This window comes from Haemophilus sp. THUN1690 (assembly GCF_059704375.1).
This window is the reverse complement of sequence record NZ_AP046582.1, coordinates 53,766-73,661: the sequence shown is the minus strand read 5'-3', so window position 1 is coordinate 73,661 and position 19,896 is coordinate 53,766. Positions and strand designations below refer to the sequence as shown.

Sequence of the window (19,896 nt, the reverse complement as noted above, 5' to 3'; positions counted from 1 at the left end):
TTACGACAAGCCCTTAGCATTAGTTAACTTCTTTTATTCTCAGCTCTTTTGGAACTTCAAAGAACATATTTTCTTCTAAACCTTGCAGTTCTTCTATAGTATTCGCACCAAACTCTTTTAAGCGGGAAATAATCGATTGGACTAATTCTTCTGGCGCAGACGCTCCCGCTGTAATTCCAATGGTTTTCACATCATTAAACCAGTCAGCTTGAATATCGGAAGGATCATCAAGAAGCTGTGATTTAACCCCCATACGAGAAGCCAATTCAGCTAAGCGATTTGAATTTGATGAATTTTTAGAACCAACTACCAATACCAAATCAGATAATTTTGCCAATTCTCGCACCGCTTCTTGACGATTGGTTGTCGCATAACAAATATCGTTTTTGTGTGGGCCTTGAATAGCGGGATATTTTTCCTTTAATGCTGCAATGGTTTCAGCCGTATCATCTAGCGACAAAGTTGTTTGCGTCATAAAGGTTAAATCATCATTTTCTTGCATTGGCAAACGCGCAATATCTTCTACTTTTTCAATCAGGAAAATACCGCCGTCTTCATTGCTATACTGCCCCATCGTGCCTTCAACTTCAGGATGCCCTTTATGCCCAATCAAAATCGCTTTTGTTCCCTTTCGACTTGCACGAGCAACTTGCATATGCACTTTTGTTACCAAGGGACAGGTTGCATCAAATACTTTGAGATGACGATCTTTCGCTTCTTGTCGTACGGCTTGAGATACACCATGCGCAGAAAAAATAACGATAGCACCATCAGGCACCTCGCTTAATTCTTCCACAAAGATCGCACCACGATCACGTAATCCGTTTACAACAAATCGGTTATGCACCACTTCGTGACGAACATAAATCGGTGCGCCATGAATTTCTAAGGCTAATTCAACAATACTAATGGCACGATCTACACCGGCACAAAATCCTCGTGGATTCGCTAAAATTATCTTCATTTCTGACCGCACTTTTCTGCTTGTTTATCTTGTACTTTTTTCTTTTCGTTATTAAAAGCATCCAATGCTAATAACCCTGCACCAATACAAATGGCAATATCGGCGATATTAAATACTGGATAATGGTAAATATCCCAATAGAAATCAAAAAAATCCACGACAAAACCATTGTAAGCACGATCCACCATATTCGCTAACGCCCCACCAATAATGAGTGCATAAGCAGAATTTGGGATTTTTTGTTGAGCATTATTTTTTGCTAAAAAATAAACCAACATGCCAGAAATAGCTAATGCTAACAAAATAAAGAAATATTGTTGCCAGCCACTATGATCCGCTAAGAAACTAAATGCCGCGCCATAATTGCGAACATAGGTGAGATTGAAAACAGGCAACACATTAACACTTTCATACAAATCAAATTTTTGCACCACAATATATTTAGTGAGCAAATCAATCACGAAAGCGACCGCACTTAACCATAAAAATGAAAGCCCTGATTTTTTGGACATAATATTTCCCTTTTAAAAAAATTCCGTTAATTCTAGCATAGGCCGATAAATGATAAAGCACGATCTCATTTACTGAACGGATTCTGGTAATTTTGCTGGATCATTAGCCAACTCTTTAACATTCACCACTTTCTTCCAATCAAATACCTTAATTTCCTGTTTTTCAGGACGGAAGAAATCGACGCCTTGTAAATGTTTTTCCTTAATCCCCATCCAATCAGCAAAACCATAAACAAAATTAAATGCAGATTGCGGTGTTTTTATTTTTTCTACCTTTTGGCTATTACTCGAAAACATAACGAAAGGAATTTCATAATCTTGTTTATAAAGATTATTTGGATGCAATGATAAACCTTTAGAATCCTCATAATGAGCAAGCCCATGATCAGAAAAGTAAATCACCGAATAGGGCTCATTTTGTGCCACTAATTGTGAATTTAATTTTTCTAAAAACTGATCGGTATATTTAATCGATTCTAAATAACAAGACATAGATTGATTAATAAAATAATTTTTAACCTCGTACGGAAGACGCTCACAAAAGGCGGGATGTGAGCCCATTAAATGAATCACAATTAATTTTGGATTCGTAATATTTTCTTTTAAGGCTTTATCTAATACAGGTAACATTTCATCGTCATAAACTTTTTTAGAGTTATAACCTAACGGCTTCATAAAAATTGTTTCATCTGCACTTTGACCAATACGAGAGGCCATCGTATCAAATTCCCCAATTTTGCCTTGATTAGAAATCCAATAGGTTTTCACGCCCGCTTTTTTGGCTAAAGAAATAATATTATCCGTATAAACCGTTTCCCCTTTTTCTGCTCGATATAAGGTGCGTTGTAAAGACGGTTGCGTATTTGGTGCCGCAGAATAATAATTTTCAAAAACTGTGCCTTTCACACTTTCTAAAAATGGCGTGGTTTTCAGTGGAAAGCCATATAATGACATATAATCTTTTCGCATGCTTTCACCGATAATCAAAATATAATTTTTATACTTTGGCGTGAAAGATTGAATATCCCATTGAGAAGGCGCATTAACGGATTGATTTAGAAAATCTCGTTGTTCTAAATACAGATCATTCATACGATCAAATTCTGAGTAAAACAGAACAGGATAAAAACGGAATTTATACGCATAGTTCCAATCAGAAAATTGATTGTAAGAAAAAACTAATAATATGCCGATAACACCCGTATTCAGCCATTTAAATGCTTGTTGTTTAGCATGAAAACTTAATTTCATTAAAGCAATAAACAGAATGAGATAACTAGCTTGAAATAAAAATATCCAAAAAGGAATAGTTGTGTAGTATTCCAAGGTTTCATTAATATTCGTTTCATAAACAGAAGCGATAATACCCAAAGATGGAATACCATAGAAAAAACCAGCAGAACAATAAAATAGCGAACTGAGGAACAATACAGTAATTAATATTCGCCCAACCCAAGGGGTGAAATAAAAAGAAATCGCCGTGATAACAAATAAAATTGCGTAATCTGAAACAGGAATATTCTCACTTAATACATTACCCAACCCCATATTGGTAAAAATGGAGAAAATAACCAATAAGAGATAAAACCACATTGTTTTTGAGCGAATCATTTTTTTCCCTAACATCATCTCTACTTCCTTTTGTACAAAAGTAAAAAAGTGCGGTTAAAATCAACCGCACTTTTCTGTTTTACAACGAATTTAATTATGCAAAATGGCGTACTTCACCATTACCCGCCACATTTTCCACACAACGTGGACAAAGTGTTGGGTGTTCTGAATTTACACCAATTTTGTCAGAATAATGCCAGCAACGCGGACATTTTTCACCGTTAGAACGAGCTACGCTTACTGCAATTCCCTCTAACTCACCCGCAGCTACATCTGCAGGTTTGTCTGCTAATGCTTTCACTTCAGCTTTTGAGGTGATTAACACGAAACGTAATTCATTGCTTAATTGTTCTAACAATGCACGATATTCGTCATTCGCATAAACGGTCACTTCTGCTTCTAAACCGCCACCAATCACTTTATCGTTACGCGCAACTTCTAATACGCGGTTCACTTCTGAACGAACTTTAATCAGTTGTTGCCAGTAAGCATCGTCTAATTTTTCATTCTCGCCTAAACCAAATAAGCCTTGATAGAATTCTTCAGTAAATACGAATTCTGCACGAGCATTTTCGGTTTGTGGCAAGTGTTGCCAAATTTCATCGGCAGTGAAAGATAAGATCGGTGCCATCCAACGAACTAATGCTTCAGCAATATGCCATAACGCAGTTTGACAGCTACGACGAGCAAGGGTATCCGCTTTAGTTGTATATTGACGGTCTTTGATAATATCGAGGTAGAACGAGCCCATTTCCACAGAACAGAAACGCATTAAACGTTGTACCACAGTGTGGAATTGATAGTTATCGTACGCCTCTTTGATTTCTTTTTGTGCATCTAATGCACAAGCCACCGCCCAACGATCTAGGCTAATCATTTCTTCTGGTTTGACTAAGTCACATTTTGGATCAAAACCATTTAAGTTCGCTAATAAGAAACGTGCGGTGTTACGAATACGACGATAGCTATCCGCTGCACGTTTTAAGATCTCATCCGAAACGGTCATTTCACCAGTATAGTCGGTAGATGCAACCCACAAACGTAAAATGTCACCACCGAATTTATCCATCACTTCTTGTGGTGTCACGATGTTACCGATAGATTTTGACATCTTACGGCCTTGACCATCCACGGTGAAACCATGGGTTAATACTTGTTTATATGGTGCTTTGCTGTCTGTTGCAGTAGAAAGCATTAAAGAAGACATAAACCAACCACGGTGTTGGTCAGAACCTTCTAAATACATGTCGATATCTTGGCCGTTAAATTCTGGACGATTCGCGACAACAGAAGAATAGGTTGATCCTGAATCAAACCATACGTCAAGGGTATCAGGCACTTTACGATAAGTTTCTGCATCCGCGCCTAATAATTCTTTTTCGTCTAAATCCCACCATGCTTGAATACCGGCTTTCTCTACACGTTTCGCCACTTCTTCAAGTAGCTCTAAAGTACGCGGATGAAGTTCTTCGGTTTCTTTGTGCACGAATAGGGTCATCGGCACACCCCAAGTACGTTGACGCGAAATACACCAGTCAGGGCGGTTTTCAACCATTTTCTCGATACGTGCTTGACCCCAATCTGGAATCCAACGAACTTGTTTGATTTCGCCTAATGCTTGTTGGCGTAGACTCTGTGTTTCCATGCCGATAAACCATTGCGGAGTCGCGCGGAAAATAATCGGGGTTTTGTGACGCCAGCAGTGTGGGTAACTGTGTTTGATTTTCTCAACTTTTAATAAGTTGCCCACTTCTTGCAATTTTTCAACAACCAATGGGTTCGCTTCAAATACGCCTTTGCCTGCAAAGAATTCAGTCGTTGAAATAAATTTACCGTCATTCGATACAAGACCCGCCATTGGTAAATTATATTTTTGTCCTACAATAAAGTCGTCCAAACCATGATCCGGTGCAGTGTGTACTAAACCTGTACCGCCATCAGTGGTCACGTGATCACCTAAAATCACTGGTACAGTGAAATCATAGAACGGATGGTTAAAGCGTACTAACTCAAGCGCCTGACCTTTTACTGAACCTAAAACTTCAACTTGTTCTACGCCCACGGCTTTCGCTACGGATTCAACTAATTCAGCAGCTAAAATCACACGCTCATCGCCAAGTTGTACTAAGTGGTATTCTAAGTCTGCATTTACCGCAATCGCACGGTTAGATGGCATTGTCCAAGGTGTGGTTGTCCAAATCACCGCAGATAATTTGCCATAGCCTTTACCTACTGCGTTAAATTTCTCTTCAATTTCAACCGCACTTACTGCAGGAAAACGCACATAGATAGATGGAGAAACTTTGTCTTCATATTCCACTTCTGCTTCTGCTAAAGAAGATCCACAATCCAAACACCAGTGCACTGGTTTTGAACCTTTGTATAAATGACCATTCGCAATCACTTTACCGAGTGTGCGGATGATGTTTGCTTCAGTGTTGAAGTTCATCGTTAAATAAGGATTATCCCAATCGCCTAACACCCCTAAACGGATAAAATCTTTTTTCTGCCCTTCTACTTGCTCTGCCGCATATTCTCGGCATTTTTGGCGGAATTCAGCTGCAGTCACTTTCTCGTTTGGTTTACCCACTAAACCTTCTACTTTTAATTCAATTGGCAAGCCATGACAGTCCCAACCTGGGATATAAGGCGAGTCAAAACCTAATGCGGTTTTGGATTTAACAATAATATCTTTCAGAATTTTATTAACGGCGTGACCGATATGAATATTGCCGTTCGCATACGGAGGGCCATCGTGCAAAATAAAGGATTTTTTACCTTTAGTCGCTTGGCGGATTTTTTGATACAACTGTTTGTCATACCAATTTTTTAACATTACAGGTTCGCGTTTGGCTAAATCGCCACGCATAGGGAAACCTGTTTCAGGTAAATTTAACGTGTTTTTGTAATCAACTGTCATGTTATTTTCCAATTTTATATTTCAATATAATTCTATTTTACAAAAAATGCTTTCGCTGTTTTTACGTCTTGTTCAATTTGAGCTTTCAACGCTTCAAAAGAAGGAAACTTTATCTCATCGCGAATCTTATGGCTGAATTCCACTTCGACCATTTGCCCATAAATATTCTTAGAAAAATCAAATAAATGGACTTCTAATAATTGTATCGTACCGTTAATGGTTGGGCGTTTTCCCATGTTGGCGACGCCGTTAAAAATCTCGCCCGATTTTAACCGAACTTTTACCGCATAAACCCCTTTTACTGGGTTCACTTGGCGATGTAAGCGAACATTCGCGGTAGGAAAACCAATGGTTCGCCCTAATTTATTGCCGTGGATCACGCGACCAAAAATACGATAAGGCTTACCGAGTAAATTTTCCGCATGCTGTAAATCATCTTTAGCCAATGCTTCACGGATAGCGGTGCTACTGATACGTAACTCATCTAAACAGAAGGTGCGACTGTCTTCAACTTCAAAACCAAACTGCTTTCCTGCTTGTTGCAACATCGCAAAATTGCCTAAACGTTTCGCACCAAATTTGAAATCGTCACCAATGCTGAGAAACTTCACATTTAATTTGCGCACAAGCCAATCTTCAATAAATTGTTCTGCTGGAAGATTAGCAAAAGTGCGGTCAAATTTCGCGACGATCACCACATCCACACCCGCATCAGCTAAATAATGTAATTTATCTCTTAATCGCATTAAGCGCGCGGGGGCTCTGTCACCCATAAAATATTCGCGCGGTTGCGGCTCAAAAAGCATCACCGCCATGGGTAAATTCAGCGCATTCGCTTTCTGACGAAGATGACGCAAAATCGCCTGATGCCCCAAATGCACCCCATCAAAATTGCCAATGGTTAATGCGCACCCTGACAAATATGGCTGTGAATTATGAAGCCCACGAATTAATTGCATTACATCTTATTCCAAAAAACGAAAAATAATCGGTGCATTATAGCGGTAACTTAATGTTTTGTCAGTAAATGGTGTTTACGAACACCCAAGAGCACCAATACGCCTAAATAAACAACCGCTGCCAGTCCAATTAACCAAACCAACCAATAGATACGCATTAAAAATGTCATAGCTGCCCATTCTTGAATCGGTGGGCAGTTATACCAAACCAAACCGCCCATGGCTAAGGCTGCACCTAAAACTTTCAGAAAAAAGACCGCACTTTTACGTGAAAAATGATACACATCCGCTTTGGCTAAACCTCGATAAAGTAAATAAGCATTTAAGGTTGCCGACATCGCAGAAGCAATCGCCAACCCCACATAACTAAATGGAATCGCCAATACGTTAAAGCCCATATTGCTTACCATGGCGATGATCCCGATTTTCACAGGGGTTTTGGTATCTTGACGTGCGTAATAACCATTAGCCAGGATCTTAATCAGCATAAAGCTAAGCAAACCGGCATTGAATGCCCATAAAGAATAAGAGGCTGCATGCACATCGGTTAAGGTAAAACTGCCACGCATAAACAATACCAGTAACATCGGCTGGGCTAACACGGCAATACCAATCGCGGCTGGCACACCGAGTAATAAAATCATTCGTACGCCCCAGTCCATTGTGTTGCGAAAATCAACCGCACTTTGGGAAGAATTATCTTCACGATTTACATGATGGCGAGCAAGCGTTGGTAAAATCACAGTGGAAATCGCAATACCAAATAGCCCAAGTGGAAACTCTAATAGACGATCAGAATAATAAAGCCAACTAATAGATCCCGTCATTAAGAAACTGGCAATGACTGTGTCAAGCAATAAGTTGATTTGACTCACAGAAACCCCGAACAAGGCAGGAATCATCAATCGACGGATTTTGGCTACCCCTTCATCATGCCATGCCCATTTTGGTTTTACGAGCAAGCCTGCTTTCTTCAAGAAAGGGATTTGAAATAAAAATTGTAATAAACCGCCTAAGAAGATCCCGATAGCAAGGGCAAGATCGGGATTGTCTAATCTTGGTGCGAGGAAAAGTGCGGTTGCAATCATGGCGATATTGAGTAAAACAGGCGAAAACGACATCACGCCAAATTTGCCTATCGTATTTAAAATTGCCCCAGAAAGCGCCACAAAGGTGACAAACCATAAATAAGGAAACGTAATTTTTAAGAGTAAAGACGCTTGTTCAAATTTGTGCGCATCAGGTCCGTCATTTAGCCAATCAGTAAACCAGCCCATCCCAAAGATCGCTGCAACAACAGGCGAGCCCACCATGGCAAGCAAAGTAACAATACTGACTAAACCGCCTAGCGTGCCTGATACTTTTCCGATAAATTCGCGGGTTTTAGAAAGATCGCCAGATTTTTGATATTCGGCCAATACGGGGACGAAAGCCTGAGAAAATGCCCCTTCCGCAAATAAACGACGTAAAAAGTTTGGGATACGGTTAGCGAATAAAAACACGTCTGCTGCCGCGCCTGCACCGATTAAATGGGCAATCACCACATCACGGACTAAACCTAACACACGGGACACTAATGTCATCCCACTCACGATAATGCCGGATTTTAAAAGTCGTTTACTCAAAATAGGGGTCTCTTCAAAAAAATTTGCCTTAATTGTATAGAATTTTTGTTTTTACGCTATATTCCAACGAAAAAAACTGATAAAATCCTGCCCACATCGTTTGTGTGAGCCAATAGAAAGCGCTTTTTTAAATAACGATGCTTACTTTCGGTTGTGTCTCACCGAAATCAACACAAATTTTCCATTGACAAAAGTATAAAAAATCGGCATATTGACGCCCTTTATTTTGTCTATCAATCAACAGAAATTTTAGGAGTTTGACCTTGGCTAATATCAAGTCAGCAAAAAAACGCGCGGTTCAATCTGAAAAACGCCGCCAACACAACGCAAGCCAACGCTCTATGATGCGTACTTACATCAAAAAAGTATATGCTCAAGTAGCAGCAGGTGAAAAAGCAGCAGCTGAAGCAGCATTCGTTGAAATGCAAAAAGTTGTTGACCGTATGGCTTCTAAAGGCTTAATCCACGCTAACAAAGCAGCAAACCACAAATCTAAATTAGCTGCACAAATCAAAAAATTAGCGTAATTTTTAGCTAGAAAGAATAAAAAATAAAACCGCACTTTAAAGTGCGGTTTTTTATTTCATCGAATTTTAAACTAAAGTAATAACATCGATCCCCATTTAATAATATCAAAGAAGAATTTATTTTCATTCGTCGCGATACCATCAGGATTTTTCGGTGTGCCATCTTCATTTTTCTGCACTTCCACCATGCCATTTTTATATTGACCTTTCACGACGGCTAAATCATCGCGCGCTTCATTACGTAATTTTAAACACGCCTGTTCAGTTAGAGGCTCAACATTTCCCACTTCGGTACGGAATTTTTTAAACTGATAGCTTGCATAATTCATCGATTTTTCATCACCTTGAATAATCTTCACATATTGCTCGCCAATAATTTTTTCCAATGGGTAGAAAAAGACATATTGTGAGTGAATATAGCTATCCTCTTTAGAAAAATGCTGTTGCAAAATTCGAGTTAAATTTGGGTAAACGCATTGTTCTGCTTGCTTACTTGCAATCGCCCATTGTTTTGCATCTTGATCGGAAAGTTGGTAATCCGCACCCGCAAATTCACCTGGGATTGCGGATTGTGAGTTTCCAAAAATTGAGCAGCCAGACAGCAATGCTGCCATACCTAAGGTTGCAATTAATTTCACATTTGATCCTTATAAAAGTGAGAATGCGCAAAATTCTAGCAATATCTTCACAACAGATAAAGCAGCAAATGAATTTAGTTTTCCTGATCCGAAAAACTTCCGCTATAATGACCGCACTTTTTTACGTTAATTAAAAGGAATTCTCATGCAAAATCCAAAAGATGATGTGTTATATGCGCCTGTTGAATGGGTCGATCACAGCGAAGGCTATAACGACATTCGTTATCATAAATCCACTGATGGTATTGCTAAAATCACGATTAACCGCCCAGAAGTTCGTAATGCGTTCCGCCCACAAACAGTGAAAGAAATGATCACTGCATTTTCCGATGCACGTTTCGATGAAAATATTGGTGTCATTGTCTTAACCGGCGAAGGCGAAAAAGCATTCTGTTCTGGTGGTGACCAAAAAGTGCGTGGCGATTACGGCGGTTACAAAGATGACAGCGGTGTACATCACTTAAATGTATTAGATTTCCAACGCGATATTCGTTCTTGTCCAAAACCAGTTGTAGCAATGGTGGCTGGTTATGCAATTGGTGGTGGCCATGTATTACATATGCTTTGTGACTTAACAATTGCAGCAGAAAATGCCATTTTCGGGCAAACTGGGCCAAAAGTCGGTTCATTCGATGGCGGTTGGGGCGCAAGCTATATGGCTCGTTTAGTGGGTCAGAAAAAAGCGCGTGAAATTTGGTTCTTATGCCGTCAATATAATGCACAAGAAGCATTAGATATGGGCTTAGTCAATACTGTAGTGCCTTACGCTGATCTTGAAAAAGAAACCGTACGCTGGTGTCGTGAAATGTTACGCAATAGCCCAATCGCAATTCGTTGTTTGAAAGCGGCATTAAATGCGGATTGTGATGGCCAAGCTGGTCTTCAAGAATTAGCGGGTAACGCAACAATGTTGTTCTACATGACTGAAGAAGGTCAAGAAGGTCGCAATGCGTTTAATGAAAAACGCGCTCCAGACTTCAGCAAATTCAGACGTAACCCTTAATTTATCGTTCTAAAGTGCGGTTAAAAATCTTCGTGAATTTTGACCGCACTTTTGTATTGGGAGCAAGCATGGCTGAAAAATCATTTAATCTTTACCGTTATTCCATCCCCGTTGATAGCCAACTTATTCTGCGTGATCGTTTTTTAAAACGCCGTGAAGGCTTAATCGTAAGAGTGAGTTGCAGCCGAGACGGTTGGGGAGAAATCGCCCCGCTACCTGGTTTTAGCGAAGAAACCTTAGACCAAGCTCAAGAACAAGCAATTGAATGGCTAACAACATGGTGCAATGCCAGCTGCGATGCACCTCGAATACCATTAAATGGCACCTATCCCTCCGTTGCTTTTGGTATCAGTTGCGCAATGGATGAAATGAAAGGTTATTTACAAGCTGAAGGCAATTATCATACTGCACCACTTTGTTATGGCGATCCAGATGAGCTGTACGCCAAACTTGCAAGCATGGAAGGCGAAAAAGTGGCAAAAATGAAAGTGGGCATATACGAAGCCAATCGCGATGGATTAATTGCCGATATGTTTTTAGAAGCCATTCCCGATTTACAATTACGGCTTGATGCAAACCGTCATTGGTCGTTAGAAAAAGCGTTACAATTTGCCGCTAAAGTCAAACCGCAACATAGAAAACGTATTCAATTTTTAGAAGAACCTTGTAAAACACAAGAACTCAGCCGTGAATTTGCTACTCAAACCGACATTGCGATTGCATGGGATGAATCCGTGCGAGAGACTAATTTTTGCTTGGGAAAAGAACCGCACTTATCGGCTGTCGTAATCAAACCCACTTTAATTGGTTCAATTCAACGTTGTGCAGAGCTCATTAACCAAGCACATTCGTTAGGTCTAAAAGCGGTTATTAGTTCAAGTATCGAAAGCAGTTTAGGGCTCTCTCAGCTTGCACGAATCGCACAACAATACACCCCGAATGTAACTCCAGGCTTAGACACTTTAGATTTGATGGAATATCAAGTACTACGCGCTTGGCCTGGTTCTAATTTACCTATTGTTGATTTAGAATCTGAATTTATCACTAAAATTATCTGATTCGACCACCAAAAATCGAAAAACCAGTATAATGCGCCACACAAAAAGGATTAAAAATGTCGCAAACACACAGAATTTTGCTGTTAAATGGCCCGAACTTAAATATGTTAGGGGCTCGCGAGCCAAAACATTATGGCAGTATTTCTCTTGAATCCATTGAAGAAAAAATACAAGCTTTAGCCACTCAGCACAATGTAAAAGTGGAATGTTTTCAAGCCAATAGTGAAGAAAAATTAATTAATAAGATCCACGAAAGTTTTCAACAAGTCGATTTTATTTTAATTAATCCTGCGGCTTACACCCATACCAGTGTAGCATTGCGCGATGCACTTTTAGCTGTTTCAATTCCTTTTGTGGAGATTCATTTATCTAACGTGCATAAACGTGAACCATTTCGTCATCATTCTTATTTTAGTGATGTGGCTGAAGGCGTTATTTGCGGTTTGGGCGCAAAAGGTTACGAGTTTGCCTTTTTATTTGCTATCGATTACCTTGCTAAAAAATAAGAAAATCAAGCATTTTTGGCGAAATTCACAGAATTTTATCGCAAATTTGCAAAATTTAAGGTAATCTTTGCAACACAAAAATAAGTTTATTCATAACCGCACTTTTTCGTTTAAAAGTGCGGTTAAAATTTCAATCTTTTTAGGAAGAACGTATGGACATTCGTAAAATCAAAAAATTAATCGAATTAGTAGAAGAATCTGGCATTACTGAATTAGAAGTGCAAGAAGAAGAAGGTACAGTACGTATTAGTCGTGCAGCGCCAGCAGTTGCTCCAGCAGCAGTTCAATACGCTGCAGCACCAGTAGTAGCGGCAACACCAGCCGCCGTACCAGCTCAAGCGCCAGCAGCGGCAACACCAGCACCAGCTGCATCTGATGAATTATCAGGCCATCTTGTACGTTCACCAATGGTGGGAACGTTCTATCGCAGTCCAAGCCCAGAAGCAAAAGCATTCGTTGAAGTCGGTCAGTCTGTGAAAGTTGGCGACGCGCTTTGTATCGTTGAAGCAATGAAAATGATGAACCGCATTGAAGCAGACAAAGCTGGCGTAGTAAAAGCAATTCTTATCAACGACGGTGACGCTGTTGAATTCGACGAACCATTAATCGTTATTGAATAATCTCCAATATTTTCGTCGGGCGGACTTTAGTCCGCCTATTTCATATACAAACAATTAGAGCGAATTTATCGTAGGCAATATAAATTGAAATCTGTTCACACCAAATTTTATAGGGAGAACAATATTTCAAAAACCTACATAAAAATTCACGTCTATCTGACTAAACGGACTCTTTTATGTTAGAAAAAGTTGTGATTGCTAACCGCGGTGAAATTGCACTACGCATTTTACGTGCTTGTAAAGAATTAGGTATTAAAACAGTGGCGGTTCACTCCACCGCTGATCGTGATTTAAAACACGTTTTACTCGCTGATGAAACCATTTGTATCGGTCCAGCACCTTCCGCAAAAAGTTATTTAAATATTCCAGCTATCATTGCTGCTGCCGAAGTAACAGGCGCGGATGCAATTCATCCAGGATACGGGTTTTTATCTGAAAATGCAGACTTTGCTGAACAAGTTGAACGTTCAGGTTTCACTTTCATCGGCCCAACTGCGGATGTCATCCGTTTAATGGGCGATAAAGTTTCAGCTATTAAAGCAATGAAAAAAGCGGGTGTGCCTTGTGTACCAGGTTCTGATGGCCCTGTAAGTAACGACATTGCTAAAAATAAAGAAATTGCCAAACGTATTGGCTATCCAATCATCATCAAAGCATCAGGCGGTGGTGGCGGCCGAGGAATGCGTGTTGTTCGTGGCGAAGACGCATTAGAAGAATCTATCGCGATGACCAAAGCAGAAGCAAAAGCTGCATTCAACAATGATATGGTCTATATGGAAAAATACTTAGAAAATCCACGTCACGTAGAAATTCAAGTGTTAGCAGATACCCATGGCAATGCAGTTTATTTGGCTGAACGTGACTGCTCAATGCAGCGTCGTCACCAAAAAGTTGTGGAAGAAGCGCCAGCTCCAGGTATCACAGAAGAAGTACGCCGTGATATTGGCTCACGCTGTGCAAAAGCTTGCGTAGAAATCGGCTATCGTGGAGCAGGTACGTTTGAATTCTTATATGAAAATGGCGAATTCTATTTCATTGAAATGAATACACGTATCCAAGTGGAACACCCAGTAACTGAAATGATTACAGGTGTAGATTTAGTGAAAGAGCAATTACGCATTGCAGCAGGCTTACCAATTTCCTTTAAACAAGAGGACATCAAAGTTAAAGGCCATGCAATGGAATGCCGTATTAACGCAGAAGATCCAAAAACATTCTTACCATCTCCGGGTAAAGTAAATCACTTACATTCACCAGGCGGTTTAGGCGTTCGTTGGGATTCTCATGTTTATGGCGGCTATACGGTGCCTCCACATTACGACTCCATGATCGCAAAACTAATCACTTATGGCGATACGCGTGAAGTTGCAATCCGCCGTATGCAAAATGCATTATCTGAAACAATTATTGATGGTATAAAAACCAATATCCCACTTCATGAATTAATTCTTGAAGATAAAAATTTCCAAAAAGGAGGAACAAACATCCACTATTTGGAGAAAAAATTAGGTATGCATGATTAATTTATAAGTTATTAAGGTAAAGGCAGACATTGTTTTTACCTTATTTTTTATAGATTTATACATAATAATATTAATTTTATGGTAGGATGAAAGTCTACATAAATTTATTTTATGTATTTGTATTAAGTGTGTCTAATAAAGAACTTAGAGGTAAACTATGAAGAATACGATTTTAAAGTTTAGTTTAACAGCTTTAGCTACATTAACTTTAGCTGCTTGTGGAAGTAGTGGCGGTGGTGATAATTCAACACACTCAGCTACTTCAGAACAACCAGTTACTCCAGCACAACCAGCTACTTCAGCACAACCAGCTACTTCAGCACAACCAGCTACTTCAGCACAACCAGCTACTTCAGCACAACCAGCTACTTCAGCACAACCAGCTACTTCAGCAGAGGCAGGGAAAGGCAAAGACCCCTTATCAGATAATTATTTTCCATCAACAGGGCAAGTATCAGGTAATCATTTAAACTTATCAGTAAAAGAAGTTAAATCAGTTGATATTACAACGTTCTTAAGTAATGAACCTGACGAAGTTAATAAATTAATTGTTGAAGGGAAAGCAATTGATATTATTCCTGGTAACCTATCTTCAGGCAAATATATACTAACAGATGCGAAGAATGAAATACGCCTTGTCGGTGGAAGACAAAATATTCGTTGGGGATATGTTGGTTCTTCTCAAACAACTGAGCATTATGTTGTAGCCCAAGGTACATACGCCACCAGTAAAAGCGATATGGACAAGATGGCAGGAGTAATTCAATATTCTGGTTATGCTGCACATTTATATAACACCGTTCCAAGAAACCCTGGAGTTGATAAGGTTGTTCCTGGTAAAGTGAATATTAATGTAGACTTTGGTACTAAAAAATTAGCTGGTAAGATAGTTGCTACCGATAATTACCAATTTGGCGCAGACTCAGTCGTCAATTTATCTGCTGATGTTAAAGGAAATAAATTTGAAGGTTCGCTAAACGGCACTTCAACAGAAGGAGCCTTCTATGGTAAAGATGCTGCTGAATTAACAGGATATTATGTTAATCCTGATAAAAAATATTTAGGTGTTTACGGCGCATCTAAACAATAATTTTTAGTATTCCTTAATAAAGCAAGCTCAGGCTTGCTTTATTCTTTACCAATAAGGATAAAAATGAATATACGAACTAAATTTATTTTATTTCTCGGCTCATCATTATTTCTTACGTCATATTCTATTGCCGAGGAAAAATCTCCACAACCACATGATGGGCGTTTAGATGAACAGCTACATTTGGCTAAACCAAATTTACCACAAAAAATACCCGCACTTTTGACCAATAATAATCCATCAAAGTTATCGATTACAAAAGAAGAATTAGCCAAACACCCAGACTTGATTATTCGCGGTCTTATCCCTGCAGTATTACAAAATAATGGCGAGGCGGTACAGCTTTTATTGCCGCTATATCAGCCTTTACCTAAAAAAGATCCGTTTTTATTAGAATGGGCGGAAGCAATTGACTTACGAGAAAAAGGGCATTTTTCTGATTCCGTTAAAGCCTACCGACACTTATTTTCACAAAAAACTGATCTTTTACCTTTACGCTATCAATTAGCTCAAGCCTTGTTTCTGAATAATGATAACGAGGCGGCAAAAGATCAATTTCAAAAGTTAAGAGCAGAGCAAGTTTCCCCTGATTCTGTAAAAATAATTGAACAATATCTTTCTGCATTGAACCAACGAGATCAATGGAAAATCCAAGGTGGATTTAGTTTTTTAAATGAAAGTAATATTAATAATGCACCAAAAGCCGGCACCAAAATTGGCAACTGGACAGCTTGGGAAAAAGAAAGTGCCAGAGGATTTTCGTATTTTGGGAATGCTGAAAAGAAATGGTCATTACCTCACAACTACTTTATAAAATTGTCCTTGGAAGGTAGTGGAAAATATTATTGGGATAACAAAAAATATAATGAATTTAACGCGAGAGCTGGTGTGGGTCTTGGATACCAAACTGCACGATTTGAACTATCATTAATGCCATTTACAGAGAAGCGCTGGTATGCAGGCGGCTCATCTGGTGGAAATGCGATGAAACAATACTCTAAAAATTCAGGTGCTAGATTGGATTTATCCAATTGGCTAAATGAAAAATGGCAAATTTCGACCGCACTTGAGTATGGTGAACAACGCTATGAAACTCGTAAACATCTCAATGGAAATAACTATCTAGCTTCCGCTACACTACTTTACCTAGCGAAAAATGGACAGTATTGGTTTGGTGGAGCTGATTATAATCGCGAAAATACTCGAGATTTAGATAACGCTTATCAACGAAAAAATGTCCGATTAGGATGGGGACAAGAATGGAAAGCGGGTATATCAACTCGTTTAATCCTGAATTATGCACAACGTGCCTATAAAGAAAAAGATCTTATTGGTATTCGCCAGAAAAATAAGGAATATGCATCAGTATTTACTATCTGGCATAGAAACTTTCATATTTGGGGAATCACACCGAAATTATCTTGGTCGTATCAAAAGGTAACCAGTAATCATCCTTTTTATGAATATGATAAAAATAGAATTTACTTAGAAATCAGCAAAACATTTTGAATTTTTCAAAAAAGTTGTAAGATTAGCAAACATAAGGGGCGTATGAAATATACGCCCCTTATACCATCAAAAATATACTTTCACTTATAAAAATTTTAAGGAAGAAACATGACATTAAAACAACGTTATCAACAAGCGGCCAAGGAAGCTAGTTGGGCATTAGGTCTATCTATTTTATATGTGATAGGTTGGTGCTTATGTGCTTATTTACCTAAAGAAACTCAAGGGCCGATTGGTTTCCCTCTCTGGTTCGAGCTCTCTTGTATTTATTTACCTATTCTGTTTATTGTAATTGGCCATTGGATTATCAAAATTATTTATCAAGATATCTCTCTTGAAATCAAGGATGAGGAGAATCAAAAATGAATTTAGGTATTATTCTCCCTTTAATTATTTATCTTGCATTTATATTTGGTGCTGCGATTTTCGCTTATGTAAAACGAACCAAAGGCGATTTCCTAACGGAATATTATGTAGGTAATCGCTCCATGACGGGGTTTGTGCTCGCAATGACAACTGCATCAACTTATGCCAGTGCAAGTTCTTTTGTCGGAGGGCCTGGTGCAGCTTATAAATACGGATTAGGCTGGGTATTACTGGCGATGATTCAAGTCCCTGCTGTGTGGCTTGCATTAGGTGCATTAGGTAAAAAATTCGCGCTACTATCAAGAGAAACCAATGCGTTAACGATTAACGATCTTTTCCTTTATCGTTATAAAAACAAATATTTAGTCTGGCTATCAAGCCTTGCTCTTCTTCTCGCATTTTTTGCAGCCATGACCGTGCAATTTATTGGTGGTGCGCGTTTATTAGAAACAACCATCGGTATTTCTTATACTCAAGCATTGCTCTTATTTGCTTTAACGGTAGGTATCTATACATTTATCGGGGGATTCCGTGCCGTCGTACTCACGGATACCATTCAGGGTACCGTCATGATTTTAGGTACTATTATTCTCCTTGTAGGAACCATTTATGCGCTCGGTGGTGTAGAAAGTGCGGTTAATAAATTAACAGAAATCGATCCTGCATTAGTCACGCCTTACGGGCCAAATGGAATGTTAGATTTTCAATTTATGGCTTCCTTCTGGGTACTCGTCTGTTTCGGGGTCGTCGGTCTTCCACACACTGCTGTTCGATGCATGGCATTTAAAGATAGCAAAGCCTTACATAGAGGGATGCTGATAGGAACAATTGTACTTTCCATCATTATGTTCGGGATGCACTTAGCTGGAGCACTTGGTCGTGCAGTTATTCCAAATTTAACCGTGTCAGATCAAGTGATTCCAACTTTAATGCTAAAAGTATTACCACCTATTATTGCTGGTATTTTCTTAGCCGCACCAATGTCAGCAATTATGTCCACAATTGATGCGCAACTTATTCAATCGTCTTCTATTTTTGTAAAAGATTTATACCTTTCTACAAAACCAGAAGCCGCAAAAAATGAGAAAAAAGTAAGTTATTTTTCATCTATTATCACGCTGATTTTGACCGCACTTTTAATCTTTGCCGCCCTCAATCCACCAGATATGATTATTTGGTTAAACCTATTTGCCTTTGGCGGACTGGAAGCCGCATTTTTATGGGTGATTGTGCTGGGAATTTACTGGGATAAAGCAAATGCTTATGGTGCGTTAAGCTCAATGATTATCGGCTTGGGAAGTTATATCTTGCTCACTCAACTTGGCATAAAATTATTTAATTTCCATCAAATCGTACCATCATTAGTATTTGGATTGATTGCCTTTTTAGTGGGTAATAAATTGGGCGAACGTCGTATTGAAAAAACTCAATTAAAAGTTACCGTACTTTAAGCATTAATCAATATGCTATCACCTTCTTCTAAATGAGAGGAAGGTGATATTTAATTTTCTCACTTTCAGCAATTTCTACGCTAAAACATAGAATTGAAACAATTCACAGGGATACATCAATGCTCTATCAAATTCTTGCACTACTTATTTGGAGCAGTTCATTAATCGTCGGTAAGCTCACTTATTCGATGATGGATCCTGTGCTTGTTGTGCAAGTGCGGTTAATTATTGCAATGATTATTGTCATGCCACTCTTTTTACGTCGTTGGAAAAAAATTGATAAACCAATGCGTAAACAGCTTTGGTGGTTGGCATTCTTTAACTATACCGCCGTATTTTTATTGCAATTCATCGGGCTAAAATATACATCCGCCTCCAGTGCAGTCACCATGATTGGGCTAGAACCGCTGCTCGTTGTATTTGTCGGGCATTTCTTCTTTAAAGACAAAGCAAAATGGTTTCACTGGCTATTCGGCGCAATGGCATTTATTGGCGTGGCAATTTTAATCAATGGCGGAAAAAATAATGAAGGCATTGATAACATCAGTTTATTCGGCTGTTTATTAGTACTAAGTGCAGGGATCATTTTCGCAGCCGTGTTACGTTGGACACAGCGAATTGTGGCCAAAGTCTCAACGCAAGCTTATACCTCCGTCAGCATTGTACTTGGAACCATCACAACATTGCCATTTACGGTATTACTCACAGAAAACTGGCAAATATCATTAAATTCTACTGGTATTGCAGGTTTATTATATCTTGCCATTGGCTGTAGCTGGCTTGCCTATTGGTTATGGAATAAAGGCCTTAATAGTGTAGATGCCAATATCTCCGGTATTTTAGTCGCACTTGAGCCGCTATTCGGCATCTTATTTGCCGTATCATTACTTGGCGAAACACTGTCATTTTCAGCCGCACTTGGTATAACAATCATCATGCTCGCGACACTTGGCTCGACTTTACTGCCGAAACTTTTGAAAAAATCGGTATAATACGCCCCATTTTATGAAATAA

18 protein-coding genes are annotated in these 19,896 nt (G+C 39.1%); 11 read left to right on the top strand and 7 right to left on the bottom strand.

Annotated elements, in window-relative coordinates; genetic code table 11:
- Window positions 1-19: 19 nt before the first annotated feature.
- The 6 genes from ispH to murJ form a co-directional block, all read right to left on the bottom strand.
- On the bottom strand, window positions 20-964 hold the full coding sequence (gene ispH / locus AC6H22_RS00360; protein ID WP_118817304.1) for a 4-hydroxy-3-methylbut-2-enyl diphosphate reductase: 945 nt from the start codon (window positions 962-964) through the stop codon (window positions 20-22).
- Window positions 961-1,476, bottom strand: coding sequence for a signal peptidase II (gene lspA, locus AC6H22_RS00355; protein ID WP_118817305.1), 516 nt, complete (start codon window positions 1,474-1,476; stop codon window positions 961-963). Before lspA ends, ispH begins: the two co-directional genes overlap by 4 nt.
- Before the next feature lie 69 nt (window positions 1,477-1,545).
- Window positions 1,546-3,105, bottom strand: coding sequence for a phosphoethanolamine transferase (locus AC6H22_RS00350; RefSeq protein WP_118817306.1), 1,560 nt, complete (start codon window positions 3,103-3,105; stop codon window positions 1,546-1,548).
- Between the two features lie 76 nt (window positions 3,106-3,181).
- A complete protein-coding gene (gene ileS, locus AC6H22_RS00345) occupies window positions 3,182-6,007 on the bottom strand; it encodes an isoleucine--tRNA ligase (RefSeq protein WP_118817307.1) in 2,826 nt (941 codons plus the stop codon).
- Between the two features lie 32 nt (window positions 6,008-6,039).
- Window positions 6,040-6,966 carry a bifunctional riboflavin kinase/FAD synthetase gene (gene ribF, locus AC6H22_RS00340; protein ID WP_118817308.1) on the bottom strand — a complete coding sequence of 309 codons (927 nt, stop codon included), beginning with the start codon at window positions 6,964-6,966 and terminating at the stop codon, window positions 6,040-6,042.
- Window positions 6,967-7,016: 50 nt separating this feature from the next.
- Window positions 7,017-8,591 carry a murein biosynthesis integral membrane protein MurJ gene (gene murJ, locus AC6H22_RS00335; protein ID WP_118817309.1) on the bottom strand — a complete coding sequence of 525 codons (1,575 nt, stop codon included), beginning with the start codon at window positions 8,589-8,591 and terminating at the stop codon, window positions 7,017-7,019.
- A 263-nt stretch (window positions 8,592-8,854) separates the two neighbouring features.
- Here murJ and rpsT point away from each other — a divergent pair, with 263 nt between their 5' ends.
- Window positions 8,855-9,118 carry a 30S ribosomal protein S20 gene (gene rpsT / locus AC6H22_RS00330; protein WP_005548279.1) on the top strand — a complete coding sequence of 88 codons (264 nt, stop codon included), beginning with the start codon at window positions 8,855-8,857 and terminating at the stop codon, window positions 9,116-9,118.
- Window positions 9,119-9,189: 71 nt separating this feature from the next.
- On the opposite strand, the gene AC6H22_RS00325 is transcribed toward rpsT, so the two are convergent.
- The gene (locus AC6H22_RS00325) at window positions 9,190-9,756 is read right to left on the bottom strand and encodes a DUF5358 domain-containing protein (RefSeq protein WP_005626706.1); all 567 of its coding nucleotides are present in this window, start codon (window positions 9,754-9,756) and stop codon (window positions 9,190-9,192) included.
- Window positions 9,757-9,901: 145 nt separating this feature from the next.
- On the opposite strand from AC6H22_RS00325, the gene menB reads away from it, so the two are divergent.
- From menB to AC6H22_RS00275, 10 genes are all read left to right on the top strand, one after another.
- Entirely contained in the window at window positions 9,902-10,759 is an 858-nt protein-coding gene (gene menB, locus AC6H22_RS00320; protein ID WP_005626704.1) for a 1,4-dihydroxy-2-naphthoyl-CoA synthase, read from the top strand.
- Between the two features lie 68 nt (window positions 10,760-10,827).
- The gene (menC, locus tag AC6H22_RS00315; protein ID WP_005626701.1) at window positions 10,828-11,817 is read left to right on the top strand and encodes an o-succinylbenzoate synthase; all 990 of its coding nucleotides are present in this window, start codon (window positions 10,828-10,830) and stop codon (window positions 11,815-11,817) included.
- A 56-nt stretch (window positions 11,818-11,873) separates the two neighbouring features.
- Window positions 11,874-12,323, top strand: coding sequence for a type II 3-dehydroquinate dehydratase (gene aroQ / locus AC6H22_RS00310; RefSeq protein WP_005626699.1), 450 nt, complete (start codon window positions 11,874-11,876; stop codon window positions 12,321-12,323).
- Between the two features lie 152 nt (window positions 12,324-12,475).
- On the top strand, window positions 12,476-12,943 hold the full coding sequence (accB, locus tag AC6H22_RS00305; protein WP_005626697.1) for an acetyl-CoA carboxylase biotin carboxyl carrier protein: 468 nt from the start codon (window positions 12,476-12,478) through the stop codon (window positions 12,941-12,943).
- Between the two features lie 176 nt (window positions 12,944-13,119).
- Window positions 13,120-14,466, top strand: coding sequence for an acetyl-CoA carboxylase biotin carboxylase subunit (accC, locus tag AC6H22_RS00300; protein WP_118817311.1), 1,347 nt, complete (start codon window positions 13,120-13,122; stop codon window positions 14,464-14,466).
- 157 nt (window positions 14,467-14,623) lie between these two features.
- Window positions 14,624-15,556 carry a transferrin-binding protein-like solute binding protein gene (locus AC6H22_RS00295; RefSeq protein ID WP_497515150.1) on the top strand — a complete coding sequence of 311 codons (933 nt, stop codon included), beginning with the start codon at window positions 14,624-14,626 and terminating at the stop codon, window positions 15,554-15,556.
- A 63-nt stretch (window positions 15,557-15,619) separates the two neighbouring features.
- Window positions 15,620-17,065: a surface lipoprotein assembly modifier gene (locus AC6H22_RS00290; RefSeq protein WP_118817313.1), complete on the top strand. Its 1,446-nt coding sequence runs from the start codon at window positions 15,620-15,622 to the stop codon at window positions 17,063-17,065.
- A gap of 108 nt (window positions 17,066-17,173) precedes the next feature.
- Window positions 17,174-17,431: a YhdT family protein gene (locus AC6H22_RS00285; RefSeq protein WP_005634512.1), complete on the top strand. Its 258-nt coding sequence runs from the start codon at window positions 17,174-17,176 to the stop codon at window positions 17,429-17,431.
- Window positions 17,428-18,882, top strand: a complete 1,455-nt coding sequence (gene panF / locus AC6H22_RS00280; protein WP_111407684.1) for a sodium/pantothenate symporter — start codon at window positions 17,428-17,430, stop codon at window positions 18,880-18,882. The genes AC6H22_RS00285 and panF overlap by 4 nt, the downstream gene beginning before the upstream one ends.
- A gap of 119 nt (window positions 18,883-19,001) precedes the next feature.
- Entirely contained in the window at window positions 19,002-19,874 is an 873-nt protein-coding gene (locus AC6H22_RS00275; protein ID WP_118817314.1) for a DMT family transporter, read from the top strand.
- The last annotated feature ends 22 nt before the right edge of the window (window positions 19,875-19,896 follow it).